The organism is Collinsella aerofaciens (assembly GCF_005844325.1).
In the GTDB taxonomy this organism is placed as follows: domain Bacteria; phylum Actinomycetota; class Coriobacteriia; order Coriobacteriales; family Coriobacteriaceae; genus Collinsella; species Collinsella aerofaciens_G.
Genome location: NZ_SPFY01000008.1, coordinates 1 through 14721, shown reverse-complemented (window position 1 = coordinate 14721; position 14721 = coordinate 1). Strand labels below are relative to the sequence as shown.

15 protein-coding genes and 1 riboswitch are annotated in these 14721 nt (G+C 59.5%); of the genes, 11 read left to right on the top strand and 4 right to left on the bottom strand.

The window, feature by feature from the left end; translation table 11 throughout:
* The first annotated feature begins 268 nt into the window (after positions 1-268).
* The 7 genes from FGQ61_RS03990 (at position 269) to FGQ61_RS03960 (ending at position 7895) form a co-directional block, all read left to right on the top strand.
* On the top strand, positions 269-2269 hold the full coding sequence (locus FGQ61_RS03990; protein ID WP_138374640.1) for an NAD(+) synthase: 2001 nt from the start codon (positions 269-271) through the stop codon (positions 2267-2269).
* 118 nt (positions 2270-2387) lie between these two features.
* Positions 2388-3551, top strand: coding sequence for a pyridoxal phosphate-dependent aminotransferase (locus FGQ61_RS03985; RefSeq protein ID WP_117745888.1), 1164 nt, complete (start codon positions 2388-2390; stop codon positions 3549-3551).
* Positions 3552-3752: 201 nt separating this feature from the next.
* On the top strand, positions 3753-4703 hold the full coding sequence (locus FGQ61_RS03980) for an L-lactate dehydrogenase (protein WP_138374639.1): 951 nt from the start codon (positions 3753-3755) through the stop codon (positions 4701-4703).
* Positions 4704-4859: 156 nt separating this feature from the next.
* Entirely contained in the window at positions 4860-6020 is a 1161-nt protein-coding gene (locus FGQ61_RS03975; RefSeq protein WP_138374638.1) for a DUF2974 domain-containing protein, read from the top strand.
* Positions 6021-6111: 91 nt separating this feature from the next.
* Positions 6112-7116, top strand: coding sequence for a nucleoid-associated protein (locus tag FGQ61_RS03970; protein WP_138374637.1), 1005 nt, complete (start codon positions 6112-6114; stop codon positions 7114-7116).
* Positions 7117-7203: 87 nt separating this feature from the next.
* Positions 7204-7554: a hypothetical protein gene (locus FGQ61_RS03965; protein WP_138374636.1), complete on the top strand. Its 351-nt coding sequence runs from the start codon at positions 7204-7206 to the stop codon at positions 7552-7554.
* Positions 7551-7895 (top strand): type II toxin-antitoxin system RelE family toxin, encoded by a 345-nt coding sequence (locus FGQ61_RS03960; RefSeq protein ID WP_138374635.1) that lies wholly within the window; start codon positions 7551-7553, stop codon positions 7893-7895. The genes FGQ61_RS03965 and FGQ61_RS03960 overlap by 4 nt, the downstream gene beginning before the upstream one ends.
* A gap of 231 nt (positions 7896-8126) precedes the next feature.
* On the opposite strand, the gene dapD is transcribed toward FGQ61_RS03960, so the two are convergent.
* The 4 genes from dapD to FGQ61_RS03940 all read right to left on the bottom strand — a co-directional run bounded on the left by dapD (position 8127) and on the right by FGQ61_RS03940 (position 11928).
* Positions 8127-8846 (bottom strand): 2,3,4,5-tetrahydropyridine-2,6-dicarboxylate N-acetyltransferase, encoded by a 720-nt coding sequence (gene dapD, locus FGQ61_RS03955; RefSeq protein WP_117797991.1) that lies wholly within the window; start codon positions 8844-8846, stop codon positions 8127-8129.
* Between the two features lie 39 nt (positions 8847-8885).
* Positions 8886-9626, bottom strand: a complete 741-nt coding sequence (gene dapB, locus FGQ61_RS03950; protein ID WP_229025897.1) for a 4-hydroxy-tetrahydrodipicolinate reductase — start codon at positions 9624-9626, stop codon at positions 8886-8888.
* Positions 9619-10509 (bottom strand): 4-hydroxy-tetrahydrodipicolinate synthase, encoded by an 891-nt coding sequence (dapA, locus tag FGQ61_RS03945; protein WP_138374634.1) that lies wholly within the window; start codon positions 10507-10509, stop codon positions 9619-9621. Before dapA ends, dapB begins: the two co-directional genes overlap by 8 nt.
* A 102-nt stretch (positions 10510-10611) precedes the next feature.
* Positions 10612-11928 carry a diaminopimelate decarboxylase gene (locus tag FGQ61_RS03940; RefSeq protein WP_138374633.1) on the bottom strand — a complete coding sequence of 439 codons (1317 nt, stop codon included), beginning with the start codon at positions 11926-11928 and terminating at the stop codon, positions 10612-10614.
* A 65-nt stretch (positions 11929-11993) separates the two neighbouring features.
* Positions 11994-12162, bottom strand: a riboswitch (Lysine riboswitch).
* A gap of 145 nt (positions 12163-12307) precedes the next feature.
* Between FGQ61_RS03940 and FGQ61_RS03935 the strand changes: the two genes are divergently transcribed.
* The 4 genes from FGQ61_RS03935 to FGQ61_RS03915 form a co-directional block, all read left to right on the top strand.
* Positions 12308-13495, top strand: a complete 1188-nt coding sequence (locus FGQ61_RS03935; protein WP_138374632.1) for an N-acetyldiaminopimelate deacetylase — start codon at positions 12308-12310, stop codon at positions 13493-13495.
* A gap of 153 nt (positions 13496-13648) precedes the next feature.
* Positions 13649-13990 (top strand): HigA family addiction module antitoxin, encoded by a 342-nt coding sequence (locus FGQ61_RS03925; RefSeq protein ID WP_138374631.1) that lies wholly within the window; start codon positions 13649-13651, stop codon positions 13988-13990.
* A gap of 119 nt (positions 13991-14109) precedes the next feature.
* A complete protein-coding gene (locus FGQ61_RS03920; protein WP_138374630.1) occupies positions 14110-14343 on the top strand; it encodes a hypothetical protein in 234 nt (77 codons plus the stop codon).
* A gap of 162 nt (positions 14344-14505) precedes the next feature.
* Positions 14506-14721, top strand: a 216-nt coding sequence (locus tag FGQ61_RS03915) for a hypothetical protein (RefSeq protein WP_138374629.1), incomplete at its 3' end; no start/stop codon positions are given.

Below are 14721 nucleotides of genomic sequence, written 5' to 3'. Positions count from 1 at the left end.
AACTGAAAGAGTTTCAGGAAGAGGGCGTCGTGGTAGAAGTGTTCGACTTTGAGGACTACATGGATAAATTCTGCCATTAGTTTCGGAATTTACTCGCCTCACTTAAAGGAGAAGTCGATTATCGATTTCTCCTTTTTTAATTAAAGATATTTTTGAAATACATGCTCTTAGCACAGGTTGGCCTCTCAGTAAACTGGGAGGTTGCTTTGGCTAGTTAGAGATATGTGAACGTCCGTTAGACTGAATCTCAGGGTAGAAGGGGCCTCCAGTGTCCAGATCAACAAGGCAATGCTGCGTTTCGGCTAATAAGAACGATGGCTTTTTGCGTGTGGCGGCGGCGTCGCCGCAGATTCGCGTGGCCGATGTCGAGGGCAATGCCGAGGTTGCGTTGGCGGCTGTTCGCGCGGCTGTCGAGCGCGGCGTTCGTGCTCTGGTGCTGCCCGAGCTTAACCTGACCGGTTATACCGCGGCCGATCTGTTCCATAACCGCACATTACTGCATGCCTGCGAGACCGCACTGGCACATATTCTCGATGAAACCCGCGAGCTGCCGATTGTCTTCACCGTCGGTCTTCCCGTTGCGGTTGCCGAGAATATCTACAACTGCGCCGCCGTGTGCTGCGCGGGCGAGCTTTTGGGTCTTACGGCCAAGAAGTATCTGCCCAACTATGGCGAGTTCTACGAGCGCCGCTGGTTTGCTCCGGCGCCCGCAGATCCCGTATGGGTCGAGTTTGCCGGTCAGGGTCCGGTTCCGCTGGGTTCGGGGCTTGTCTACCGTTGCTGTGATGAGGGTGCTGAAGACCTGGTGCTGGGCGTTGAGGTCTGCGAGGACCTGTGGGTGCCGGCGCCCCCTTCGACCGAGATGGCGCTTGCCGGTGCAACGGTGATCCTCAACCCGTCGGCCTCGGACGAGATTATCGGCAAGGCAGATTACCGACGCAGCCTCATATCCAACCAGAGCGCGCGCCTGTACTGTGCCTATGCCTATGCAGATGCGAGCGAGGGCGAGTCCACGACCGACATGGTCTTTGCGGGGGAGAACCTCGTCTACGAAAACGGCTCCAAGCTCGCCGCGACCAAACTGCTTACCTGCGATATGGCCATCGCCGATGTTGACCTCGACCGTCTGGTTGCCGAGCGCCGTCGCTCGACGACGTGGACGCGTACCGACGATGCGCCGGAGGCCACGACCGTTGAATTTTCGTTTGAGGGCGTGCTGGCCGAAGAGCCTGTCCTGCGCGATGCGTTCGACATCGACCGCGTCTTCCCCCGCGCGCCCTTTGTGCCGGCCGACCATGGCGATCTGGCCGAGCGCTGCGAGACTATTCTCAATCTGCAGACTGCTGGCCTCAAGACCCGCCTTGCCCACACAGGTACCAAGGCTGCGGTTATCGGCCTTTCGGGTGGCTTGGACTCCACGCTGGCACTGCTTGTGACCGTGCGTGCCTTCGATGCGCTGGGGCTGCCGCGCACGGGTATCACGGCCGTGTCCATGCCTGGCTTTGGCACGACGCATCGCACCAAGTCCAATGCCGAGTCGCTTGCCCGCGACCTGGGCGTGAGCTTCCGCGAGGTTTCGATCCACGCGGCCGTGGAGCAGCACTTTAAGGACATTGAGCACGATCAGACCGTGCAGGACGTGACCTACGAGAACAGCCAGGCCCGCGAGCGCACGCAGATTTTGATGGACTTGGCCAACCAGGCTGGCGGTTTTGTCATCGGCACGGGCGACCTGTCGGAGCTGGCGCTCGGCTGGGCTACCTATAACGGCGACCACATGAGCATGTACGCCGTCAACGCGAGCGTGCCCAAGACGCTCGTGCGTCATCTGGTGCGCTATGCGGCTGATGTCTTTGGCGGGAGTATTGCCGAGGTCTTGCTCGACATCCTCGATACGCCGGTATCTCCCGAGCTTCTGCCGCCCACGGGCGACGGCGAGATTGCGCAGAAGACCGAGGATTTGGTGGGCCCGTACGAGCTGCACGACTACTTCCTCTACTACCTGCTGCGTTTTGGCTTTGAGCCGGGCAAGATCTACCGCATGGCGCTCAAGAGCTTCGAGGGCGTCTACGACGCCAAGACCGTCCACACGTGGCTACGTACGTTCTATCGTCGCTTCTTTGCCCAGCAGTTTAAGCGCAGCTGCCTGCCCGATGGTCCCAAGGTGGGCTCGGTGACGCTCAGCCCGCGCGGCGATTGGCGTATGCCGAGTGACGCCAGCTCACGTTTGTGGCTTGCGCAGATCGACGCGCTCAATCCAATTGACTAAGGTTGGCTAAATTGAACCAATACGGGGGTTGCAAGCGTTACACTTTTGCAATCTGATGGCCCGTATCGCGCGGCGCTCTTGTCGGAGCGCCGCGTTTTTTATATCGAAAGGTGGCACCATGCAGGCATCGCAGCGTCTCGACCGCTTTGGCGCGGAGGTCTTCGCCTCGCTCAACAACAAGCTTCTCGCGCTGAAGGCTCAGGGCAAGACCATTTACAACATGAGCGTGGGCACGCCCGACTTTAAGCCGTACGACCATGTGGTCGAGGCGCTCACGCAAGCAGCCCAAGATCCCGAGATGTGGAAGTATGCCCTGCGCGACCTGCCCGAACTCAAGCAAGCCGTGTGCGATTACTATGAGCGTCGCTTTGGCGTTTCGGGCATTACGCCGTCCATGGTGCAGTCGTGCAACGGCACGCAGGAGGGCGTGGGCCATTTGGGCCTGGCCCTGCTCGATCCGGGTGACACCATTTTGGTTCCCGATCCGTGCTACCCGGTCTTTGAGGCGGGTGCCAAGATCGCCGATGCCAAGCTCGAGTACTATCCGCTGGTTGCCGAGCACAATTACCTGCCCTATGTGGCGGGCATCGATCCCGAGGTGGCCGACCGTGCCAAGTACATGATCGTGTCGCTGCCCGCCAACCCGGTGGGCTCGGTGGGCACGCCCGAGGTCTACGAGGAGATCATCGCTTTTGCCCGCGAGCACGACCTGCTGATCGTTCACGACAACGCATACTCGGACATCGTGTTCGACGGCGAGCCGGGCGGCAGCTTCTTGCAGTATCCCGGCGCGCTCGAGGTAGGCGTTGAGTTCTTCTCGCTCTCCAAGTCGTTTAACGTCACCGGTGCGCGTATCGGCTTTTTGGTCGGCCGAGAGGATGTGGTCTCTGCCTTTGCCAAGCTGCGCAGCCAGATCGACTTTGGCATGTTCTTCCCGATCCAGAAGGCCGCCATCGCGTGCCTTAATGGACCTCGCGATGAGGTCGAGGCGCAGCGTCTGAAGTACCAGGAGCGTCGCGATGCCCTGTGCGACGGTCTTGAGGGCCTGGGCTGGGAGCGTCCCAACGCGCATGGCTCCATGTTTGTGTGGGCCAAGCTTCCCGGTGGTCGCACCGATTCCATGGCGTTTTGCGAGGAGCTTATGGAGAAGGCCGGCGTTGTGGTGACGCCGGGTGCGAGTTTTGGTCCCTCGGGCGAGGGACACGTGCGCATGGCGTTGGTCCTGCCGCCCGACCAGATCGCTTTGGCTGTCGAGGCCATTCGCGAGGCGGGCCTGTATTAGAAAGCTATTTTGGCTCGTCAATATATCGAAACCGATTTCGTGCAGTTATTTTACGAATCCTGCAAACAATTTCGGCAAACGGTCGATTTTTGGCTGCGAATAGGAGCATAATCAAAGTCCCGATTGGATGTATTGGGATTACGACAAGCCGCTCGGGTCGTTCCCGGGCGGCTTGTTTGTGGAGAGAGATGGGAGTTTCTAATGGTTAACGAGAAGAAGGTCGCTATTGTCGGCTGCGGTTTCGTCGGTTCGTCTTCGGCGTTCGCGCTGATGCAGAGCGGTCTGTTCTCCGAGATGGTCCTCATCGACGTGGACAAGAACCGCGCCGAGGGTGAGGCCCTGGATATCGCGCACGGCATGACGTTTGCCGAGCCGATGAAGATCTACGCCGGCGATTATTCCGATGTCGCCGACGCCGCCATGATCGTCGTCACCGCTGGCGCTGCCCAGAAGCCCGGTGAGACCCGCCTGGACCTGGTCAACAAGAACGTCAGCATCTTTAAGTCCATTATTCCCGAGATTAAGAAGTCCGGCTTTGACGGCATCCTGCTGATCGTCTCTAACCCGGTTGACGTTCTGACCTATGCCGCCATCAAGATGTCCGGCCTGCCCGAGGGCCATGTCATCGGCTCCGGCACCGTGCTCGACACCGGTCGTCTGCAGCAGATGCTCGGCGCCCACGTCGAGGTCGATCCGCGCGATGTCCAGGCCTACGTCATGGGCGAGCACGGCGACTCCGAGTTCGTCGCCTGGTCCAGCGCTCAGGTTGCCGGCGTGCCGCTGAGCACCTTCTGCGAGCTTCACGGCCATCTGGAGCATGAGGCTGCCGAGAAGCGTATCGCCGAGGACGTCAAGAACTCCGCTTACACCATCATCGAGAAGAAGCACGCAACCTACTATGGCGTTGCCATGGCCGTTAAGCGTATCTGCACCGCTGTTATGCGTGACGAGCAGACCGTTCTGCCCGTTTCCTCGCTCATGGTGGGCGAGTATGGCCTGTCCGATCTGGCCATCTCCATGCCGACCGTCGTCGGTCGCGACGGCGTCGTCTGCCGCGTCCCTGTGCCGCTGAACGAGTCCGAGCAGAGCGAGCTCACCGCTTCTGCCAAGGCCCTCAAGGACATCATCGACAGCGTCGATTTCTCCTGCTAAATCCGGCTCGTTTGCCAGCAAGCTACAATGAAGGCGTCCGGGCCCCACGGCCCGGGCGCCTTTTTGGTGCAAGGGGGTCAGGTTTGTTTGCACCAAATGGGGCACGATTGGTGCAAACAAACCTGACCCCAATGCACCATTGTTGATGGGAGAGGCATGTCGGATTCGCCTAACTTTTTGAGTTATGCCCAGACGGCGTTCGATTCGTTTGAGGAGCGGCCGTTTTGCGCGGTGGACAGCCTGGTGTTTGCATGGCTGTCGTATTTGCGCTTGCCGGGGGATATGCCGGAGCTTGCCGGCTGGCAGGGACTGGACGTGCGTGAGCTACTGCGCGCCGAGTGCTACCGGGACATGATTGGCGACCTGTGGGATCCGGAGGAGAGCCGCGCCTTGTTGGAGGCTGTTGCGGCAAGTCCGCGCTACCGCGGCGTGCGCGTGTGCGGATACCGTGCCGTGAGCGACGTGGCAACGACGGAGCAGTTTGCGGCCATGACGTTCCGATTCCCGGCAGGATTTTCCTATCTTGCCTTCCGGGGGACCGACAGCACGATCGTGGGCTGGAAAGAGGACTTTAACATGGCTTTCCGGTGTCCTGTGCCGGCCCAGGAATCTGCGGCGCGCTATGTGGACGAGGCGGTGGCCGCGATTGATGGTCCGCTCTTGTGTGGAGGCCATTCCAAGGGCGGAAACTTGGCGGTGTATGGCGCGGCGATGTGCTCTGACGCTGCTGGCGACCGGATCGAACGGGCCTTCTCCCACGATGGCCCCGGCTTTGTCGAGGAGTTCCTGAGCGGTGACGCCTTCGCAGGTCTTTCCGGCCGCATCGACAAGACCCTGCCCCAGTCTTCGATTTTCGGCATGATGTTCGAGACGCAGGAAGATTACGCCATTGTCGAGAGCACCGAATTCAGTCTGCTGCAGCACAATCCCTTTAGCTGGGTCGTTGACGACTACGACTTTGTGTATTGCGAGCGTCTGTCTGCCGGCGCTCGATACGTCGATAGCTCTATTCGCGAGATGCTGCTTGCAGTGGGGCCTGCCGAGCGCGAGCGCTTTGTAGATGCGTTGTTCTCCGTGTTTGAAGCCACAGGGGCCGAACGGTTCGCAGATATCGCAGGGAATTTGCGCGAGAGCCTGCCGGTGATGCTCCAGGCTGCTCAGAGCTTCGACAAAGATACGCGCCGTTTCATCTCGCAGACCGTCGTCGCAATTCTTAAATGCGCCCTGCTGCCCAAGCGTTCCGAGCTCAACGTTCCTGCTGCCGGCAAGAGCCTGGCAGAGCAGCTCGAGGCGTGGCAGTCCGAGCTCCTGCGCTAACGCTGGTGCAAAGGGGCATGTTGGTGCATTGGGGCGGGCACGCCCGCTATACTGATTCGTGCTGAAATCGATCTAGAACGGAATGCCGTATATGAAAATCAATCACGCAATCCTGCATATCCTGGACTTTGACTCGGCCGTCAGCGTCATGAGCCAGCGCGAGCTCGATATCGAGAGTCGCACCGTGCGCAACTTCGTGACCACGCATCTGCGTCGCGCCCGCACGTCTGCCGATAACAAGCGCGCCACGTTTGCCGAGAACTCCGCATTCGGCGGTGAACTCAAGGGCTATTTCTTTGGCGAGCGCGAATTCGTGGACCTGTCGCAGCAGATTGCGGAGTTCATCTCCTCGGAGCTTGCCAAGGCCGAAAAGGCCGAGTCTACCGACGTGCTTGTGGCGGACTTTGACGACGATGAGGACGCCCGCTGGTTTGCTGTCATGTTACTTGGGTCCAAGCAGGCCTTTATGCACGAGGTGGGCCGCGAGGAGGGCGAGGTGCGCAACGACATCGCGCGCCACTATGCTATTCTGCCGAATCCTTCCCAAAAGGTGCCGAGCTACGCCATCGTGCGCGCGAGCACTATGGAGATCGGCTATGTGGATAAGAAGCGCAAGATTGCCGGCGAGGATCGTATGCTCATTCCCGACGGCCTGCTCCAGTGCGACACGGGCGTATCGGGCAAGGAGGTCATCGACACCGTGACACGCGTGGTCGAGGAGGTTGCCGAGGAACACGGCGCCAACGCGGCTGTGGCGCTCGCCAAGGTCAAAGCCGCTGTAGCCGAGAAGGTCGAAGACGACGAGGAACTGCCGCCCTGGGATATCGTCGACGAGGTCTTTGAGGACGAGCCGGTCATCAAAGAGAGCGTTCGTGCGGCATTGACCGAGGAAAAGGTGCCCGAGCGCGTGCCCGTGGAGCGTAAACAGGTCGAGCGTGCGGCCGTGCGCAATCATAAGATTCGAACCGATACGGGTATCGAGATCAGCTTCCCGGCCGAGATGGGCTCGAACTCCGAGTATATCGAGTTCGTCAACGAGCCCAACGGCCTCATCTCCATCGAGCTCAAGAACATCGGAAGCATCGAGAACCGATAGCGCAATAGTTTCTTCCAAAGAGAAATCTGGATTATATTTTGAAGTATACTTTGAAATATAATCCAGATTATTTTTTTGGAGGTACAAATGTCCCCACTTGTTCTGGAAAAGCCGGTGTTTACAAAAGATCAGGTAGTTTCTGCCACCGAAGCGAGCAAGTCCTTATCTGTCGTTCGCAAGCGCGCTAAGCGCGCGCCGCAGTTTATCGCCGATCATAACGATATCGATACCGTGATTATCGACTACGCCGCCTATGAGGAAATGTACGGCGCCCTACAGTACCTTCGCGAACTTGAGCTTGATCGTATTGCGGCAGATCGAATCAAAAACGGACCGCATGAGTTTATTCCGTTTGAAGATACCCTGACTCCTGAGGAGCTCGCGGAGTTCGAATCGATGGACTCCGACGCGATTTCGGATGAGGGTCTTTTCGAATGAGCGGGCACTTTGTCGTCGGCTTTTTGAATCGAGACGTCGAGAAGGAATATCAAAAACTAGATGGTTCTCAGCGAAGGCTCGTCCGCATTGCAGTGGCGAAATTAAAGACGCGCGCCGATGAAATCGGAACGCCGCTTCACGGTGAGCTTGCCGGCTGCAAAAAGATTAAATGGAGAAAGGCGGGACTCCGAATGGTATTTCGAATTCGAGAGGACGGAACGGTTGAGATTGCCGAGATCGTTGCAATAGGTCGACGCGACCGTTCAGAGGTCTATAAGACGGCTGCCGATCGTTTGTCGAAGCATCCAGCCATGGTCGAATACGACGGAACCTTGAGATAAAGAAGGCCGAAGCCCTGGTTGGGGCTTCGGCCTTTGTTGTTTTTAGCTTGGTTGCTGACATTGCGCCGCAGGTTGAGCATGCGTCAGCGAAAACGCCCCAGAGCGAGCAAGGTGACGTGAAAGAGGAGGGAAGCGTACTTTGGTACGCGACCGACGATTGAACGTCAGATTGCCGCCTAGGGGCGTTTGCAGCGTCGAGTCGTTACGGCGTTTGGTAAAACGCCGTAACTGTTAAAGCTGGCGCAGACCTTCCTCGAGACCGGTCTTGCTGTCGGTCTTCTCGTCGCGCATCTTGATGACGCGGGCGGGAACGCCGGCCACGACGGCGCCGGCAGGGACATCCTCGACGCATACGGCGCCTGCAGCCACGACGGCGCCCTTGCCCACGCGCACGCCTTCCAGGACCACGGCGTTGGCGCCAATCATGACATCGTCCTCGATGATGACGGGCGTGGCGCTCGCGGGCTCAACGACGCCTGCAAGCACGGTGCCGGCGCCGATGTGGCAGTTCTTGCCCACGGTGGCACGGCCGCCCAGCACGGCGCCCATATCGATCATGGAACCCTCGCCGATAACGGAGCCGATGTTGATGATGGCGCCCATCATGATGACGGCGCGGTCGCCGATCTCGACGCGGTCGCGGATGATCGCGCCCGGCTCGATGCGGGCGTTGATACCCTTAAGGTCGAGCATGGGGACGGCGGAGTTGCGGCAGTCATTCTCCACGTCGTAGTAGTCGATGGAATCGGCGTTGGCGTCGAGGATGGCCTTGAGCTCATCCCAGTCGCCAAAGACGGTCTTGCCGCGACGGCCGCCGTAGACGTGCGCATCGCCCCACTGGACTTTCATGCCGGGCTTCTCGCGCACATACAGCTTGACGGGCGTCTTCTTGGGCGCGGTGGCGATGTAGTTGATAATCTCCTGTGCATCCATCTCGGCTGCGTTGCTCATATCTTGTTTCTCCTTTACGCGGGCTTGGTTAATGATTGGCTAGGCGAACATGACCTGGTCGAAGGTGTAGAAGCCGGGATCACGGACGACGAGCTTCTGAGCGGCGGCCAGAGCGCCGTTGACAAAAATCTGACGGCTTGTGGCGCGGTGGGTGAGCGTGACCTCCTCGTCCTGCCCAAAGAAACTCACCTCGTGCACGCCGGCGACGGTGCCGCCGCGCAGCGAGTGCATGCCGATCTCCTTGGGGTCGCGCGCGCCGCACATGCCCTCGCGGCCGTGGACGGGGTGATAGCCGGCCTCGGGCTCGGCCTCGACCACGGCGTCGAGCAGTAGCTTGGCGGTGCCGCTGGGGGCATCGACCTTTTGGTTGTGGTGCGTCTCGACGATCTCGCAGTCAAAGCCGGGCAGCTCGCGCGTGGCCTGGGCCACCAGATGGCGCAGAGCGGCGATGCCGATTGAGTAGTTGCCCGAGTGCATGACGCGGGCGTTCTGGCCCAGCTCGCGCAGGCGGTCCATCTGCTCAGGCGTGTAGCCCGTGGTGCCGGAAACGAGTGCGGCGCCCGTACGCTCGACATAGGCAACGACGGCATCAAAGGTCGCGACGTTCGAGAAGTCGATGATCACATCGGCAGCCGGAGCGCTCTCGAGCTCGGCCAGGTCAAAGCCGATCTGGGCGACGATGTCGAAAACGGGTTGACCGGCGGCACCAACGATGCTTTCGGCGGTGGTGCGGATGAGCGAGCCCATGCGGCCCGTTCCCATAATGACGGTCTTAATCAAGCAGACCAGCTCCCTTCAGAGCATCGGTAAGTGCGGCGCGCGTGTCGTCTGCCATGGGGCACAGCGGCATGCGATAGTTGGCCTCGATCATACCCATCTGGGCGAGCGCTTCCTTAACGGGGATGGGGTTGACTTCGCTAAAGAGGGCGTTGATGAGCGGCTGGCCGGCAATCTGGATCTCGCGGGCGCGCTCCACGTCACCGTCCAGGTAGGCACGGCACATGTCGTGCACGAGTTGCGGCTGCACGTCGGCCCAAACGCTGATGGTGCCCGAGGCACCCAGGCTCATGAGCGGCACGGTGAGCGCGTCCTCGCCCGAATACATGCGGAAGTCGTTGGACAGCAGGTGCGCGATCTTGGCGGCATAGGCGACGTTGCCCGAGGCCTCCTTGATGCCCATGATGTTGGGGTGTGCGGCCAGGCGCTCGACATTGCGCTCGCTGATACCGCAGCCGCAACGACCGGGGATGTTGTACAAGATGCAGGGGATGTCCACCGCATCGGCCACGGTCTTAAAGTGCTGGTAGATGCCCTCTTCGTTGGACTTGTTGTAGTAGGGGGTGATGAGCAGCAGGCCGTCGGCGCCCAGGCCCTGGTAGGTGAGCGACTTGGTGAGCATGGTCTGCGTGGAGTTGGAGCCCGACCCGGCGATGACGGGGATGCGGCCTGCGACCTGCTTGACCACGGCGGCAACGACGGAGTTGTCCTCGTCATCGGTCATCGTGGCGCTCTCGCCGGTGGTGCCCAGGGTGAGGATGGCGTCGGTGCCATTCTGCAGGTGGAAATCGACCAGGCGCTCAAGCGCATCAAAGTCGACGCTGCCGTCCTTCTTAAACGGGGTGACGAGGGCGACGATCGAGCCCTCGAGGTTGCGGACGTCCATATTCTTCTCCTTCGCTTCTGCGATCTGGATGCGTTTGTTCCATTGGGTGGCGACGGCTAGGCGCTCGTCCTGAGCGCGACGGCGGGCGCTTTCGGCGCGCGACTAGGCCAGCAACTTGCGGCCGCACGGCAGCACGTCGAGCGTGGCAAAGTAGTCGCCCGGGCGCTCGGCACGACGGATAAGATCCGCCGAGCCATCGGGGCGAAGCAATACCTCTGCGGAGCGCAGGCGTCCGTTGTAGTTGTAGCCCATGGAGTAGCCGTGCGCGCCGGTATCGTGGATCACGAGCAGGTTGCCCATATCGATCTGCGGCAGCTCGCGGTCGATGGCGAACTTGTCGTTGTTCTCGCACAAGTTGCCCGTGATGTCGTACTTGTTCGTGACAGGGGCTGTGGATTTGTCGGGGCCACCCGGCTGGCCCATCACCGTAACGTGATGGTAGGCGCCATACATGGCAGGGCGAATCAGGTCGACGGCGCTTGCGTCCACGCCGATATAGTCCTTGTAAATCTGCTTTTCGTGGATGGCCTTGGTGACCAGGCATCCGTAGGGGCCCATCATAAAGCGGCCCATCTCGGTGCAGATCGCCACATCGCCCATGCCGGCGGGAACCAGGATCTCGTCGTAGGCCGCGTGTACGCCCTCGCCGATGGCGTGGATGTCGTTAGCCTGCTGCCCGGGCAGGTAGGGGATACCCACACCGCCGGACAGGTTGATAAAGGCGACATGCGCGCCCGTCTCGCGCTCCAGACGCACGGCAAGTTCAAAGAGGATGCGCGCGAGCTTGGGGTAGTAGTCGTTGGTGACGGTGTTGCTGGCAAGGAAGGCATGGATGCCAAAATTCTCGGCGCCCTTGGCCTTGAGCATACGGAAGGCCTCAAAGAGCTGTTCAGTGGTCATGCCGTACTTTGAATCGCCCGGGTTGTCCATAATGCCGTTGGAAAGCTGGAACAGACCGCCCGGATTAAAGCGGCAGCTGACTGTCTTGGGGATGGGGCCCGCGACGCGCTCGTAGAACTCGATGTGGCTGATGTCGTCAAAGTTGACGATGGCGCCCAGCTTATCGGCGAGCTCAAAGTCCGCTGCCGGCGTGTCGTTGGACGAGAACATGATGTCATGGCCGGTGATGCCCAGCGAGCGGGCGATCATGAGCTCGGTATAGCTCGAGCAGTCGCAACCGCAGCCGTATTCGTTGAGAATGGAGATAAGCGCCGGGTTGGGATTGGCCTTGACGGCAAAGTACTCCTTAAATCCCGGATTCCACGCAAAGGCGTCACGTACTTCTTGCATGTTGCGACGGATGCCCGCCTCGTCGTATAGATGAAACGGCGTGGGGAACTGCTCGACGATGTGTTCGAGCGTCTCCTTGTCCACAAACGGCCGCTTTGCCGCATATGCCTCGTTGGGGGTCAGTGCCATGTCCCGTAAACCTCGCTATCCAGACGGCGCCATCGGCGCATCGAATCCGCATAGCGTGGACCCAATGTCCGGATAGCGCTCCCGCATTGCTGCAGACAGTCCTGCGGGTGTTTCCCGCAGGCCCACCAGGCTGTTCGTGCCCGAAAAACCCAGTTCGGCGGGTTTCGCCTCCCCGCGGGGTCAAAGTCTGCCGACTCGCCCGCGGATCTTCGTGCCCGCGCCTCTATCAAGTGGTAAAGACCCTACCACGTTGCACTTTACCAAACAAGAGTATTCGTATATAACGTTTAAAAAATGCAGGGATATGCTAGAAACAAGGGCGTCACAATTCTGCATCACAATATTGTGTGAATGGAAATGCCCCATGAAAGGATCCTTTATGACCGAGCTCCAAGAACTTCGTCGCTATCGTCGCGACCTGCATCGCATTCCGGAGCTCGATTTCGATCTTCCTCAAACCATAGCCTATATCGAGGGCGTGCTCGCCTCGCTTGCCTGTGAAGTGACCCATCCCTGCCCCAGCTGTGTTTGCGCTTTCTTCGACACTGGCACGGGCGCCGCGCATGCCACGGCGATTCGCGCCGATATGGACGCGCTGCCCATCGCAGAGGCGACGGGCGCGGCCTTTGCCTCGACGCATCCCGGAAAGATGCACGCTTGCGGACACGATGGACACATGGCCATGGCGCTTGCGGCGGCAACCTTTGTCGATCGCACGATTCGTGAGCAGCCGGGTGCCATCAAACGCAACGTGCTCTTTGTGTTCCAGCCTGCCGAGGAGACGACCGGTGGTGCCAAGACGGTATGCGAGAGCGGGGTGTTTGAGCGCTACGGGGCGGACCGTATCTTCGGGTTCCACGTATGGCCCGACCTGCCTGCGAACGCGTTGGCGAGTTGTTCCGGCCCGCTGCTGGCGCGTTCGAGCGAGACGCACGTGCACATTCACGGGACAAGCATCCATATCGCCAAGACCTACGGCGTTCCCGTACACGAATCGCACGATGCGGCGCTGGCGGCTGCCAAGTTCTTGGTTGCCGAGCGTGAATTGATGGACGAGTTGGGTGCCGACGAGCCCTGCATTGGTAAGTTCGGCCTGCTGCAGGCCGGTACCGTTTGCAACGCGGTGGCGGGGGAGGCCCATGTTGCCGGCAGTCTGCGTGTGTTTACGGACGACATGTTCGACCGTGCGCGTGAGGGCGTGCGCCGTGTGCTCGACGAGGCGTGCGCTGCAACGGGCTGCACGTACGATCTCGACTTTGCCGAGGGCTATCCGCCGGTCGACAACGCCCCCGAGTTGTTTGCCCGAATCGCGCCCGCTCTGCCCGAGTTACAGCTCGTGGACGAGCCGCTGCTGATTGCCGAGGACTTCGCCTTCTATCAGCGTCATCTGCCGGGTGTGTTCTTCCTGCTGGGCACGGGCGTGCCGGAGGGTCAAGAAAACCCGAGCGATTCGGACGGCTGTTCCGCCTATGCCACAAGCGCCCTGCATACTGATACCATGCTCTTTGACGAGGAAATCCTGCTCAAAGGCCTCGATGTTTACAAACGACTGCTTTTGCTTGCTTAAGTGTCGAAGGATACCTGTTCTAGAAAACACGAACAGATGTACGCTATAATAGAGATGTAAGTCTATAGAAACGTTTGACGTTATTAACGTAAGGCGATACTATGATTGCATCTTATCGGGTCTGCTTTGAGTGGAGACAGGGGATGGCTTGGAATGTCGAAATCGTCGATTACCACAAATGAAGAGGCTGCGACTGATTTGCTGTCGCCGGTGACTCCTGGTGAGCTTCTCAAAGAGGAGTTTCTTGTTCCCATGGGCATTTCTCAATATCGCCTTGCGAAGGAGACCGGGATTCCGGCTCAGCGTATCGGGCAGATTGTCTTGGGAAGACGCCGTGTGACGGCTGACACGGACCTTCGTCTTTGCCGTTACTTTGGTCTGACGGATGGTTATTGGCTTCGCGCGCAGATGGCGTTTGATCTCGAGGCCGAGAAAAGGCGGATTAAACCTGAGCTCGACAAGATTGTTCCTGTCCAGCAGGCCATCGCATTGTAGGGCCCAAAGACGCTGAGAATGGAGTGACGATGAAGCGACGTCGGCAATCTGTTGTATATAGTCCGGGTGGTTGCGGGTGCGGTTTGTTACTGCTCCCGGTTGTTGTGCTGAGCATTGGCATGATGTTTGCACTTGCCGGATTGGCTGCGGCGGCGCTCGTGTTGCTGATTGTCGCCATTGGCGCGACGATCTGGCTCTATCGTTGTCGCGAACAACGCCGCGCCGACGGCAAAACCAATGTGGGATGGATTGTCTTTTTGGCTATCGCATACCCGCTGAGCGTTAGCTACCTTATGTTCTTTGTCCTGTTGACGATCAGCGCCTTTACCGGGGAATCCGTCACAGTGGGTTGATCCTGCCTGCTGACGGTCGCGTAAAGAGCGTTTGCTCGGCGCTTGGACAACTGCATTGACCGTTTACCGTAGCCTTAGCTCTGAGCTAATGAATTCAAGTTCAATCCTTTCTACGATGTGCTGTGTGCCGGCACGGTAGCCGGATCGTAGGAAGGATGAATAATGAAAAAGCTCGAAAATGAAGTGCTGCTGAGCCGTCGCGCCGCGCTTGGCGCATTCGCGACCGTTGTCCTGGGTGTTTCCGGTCTCCTGACTGGCTGTGGCAATGACAAGGCGACGGTCACCGAGGATGCTGGCGATAGCGATAAGAAGGAAGAGCCGAAAGACGATATGAGAAAGCCATTGGGGTCGCCTCCCCCGCGTTGCAGTTTCTTTCCG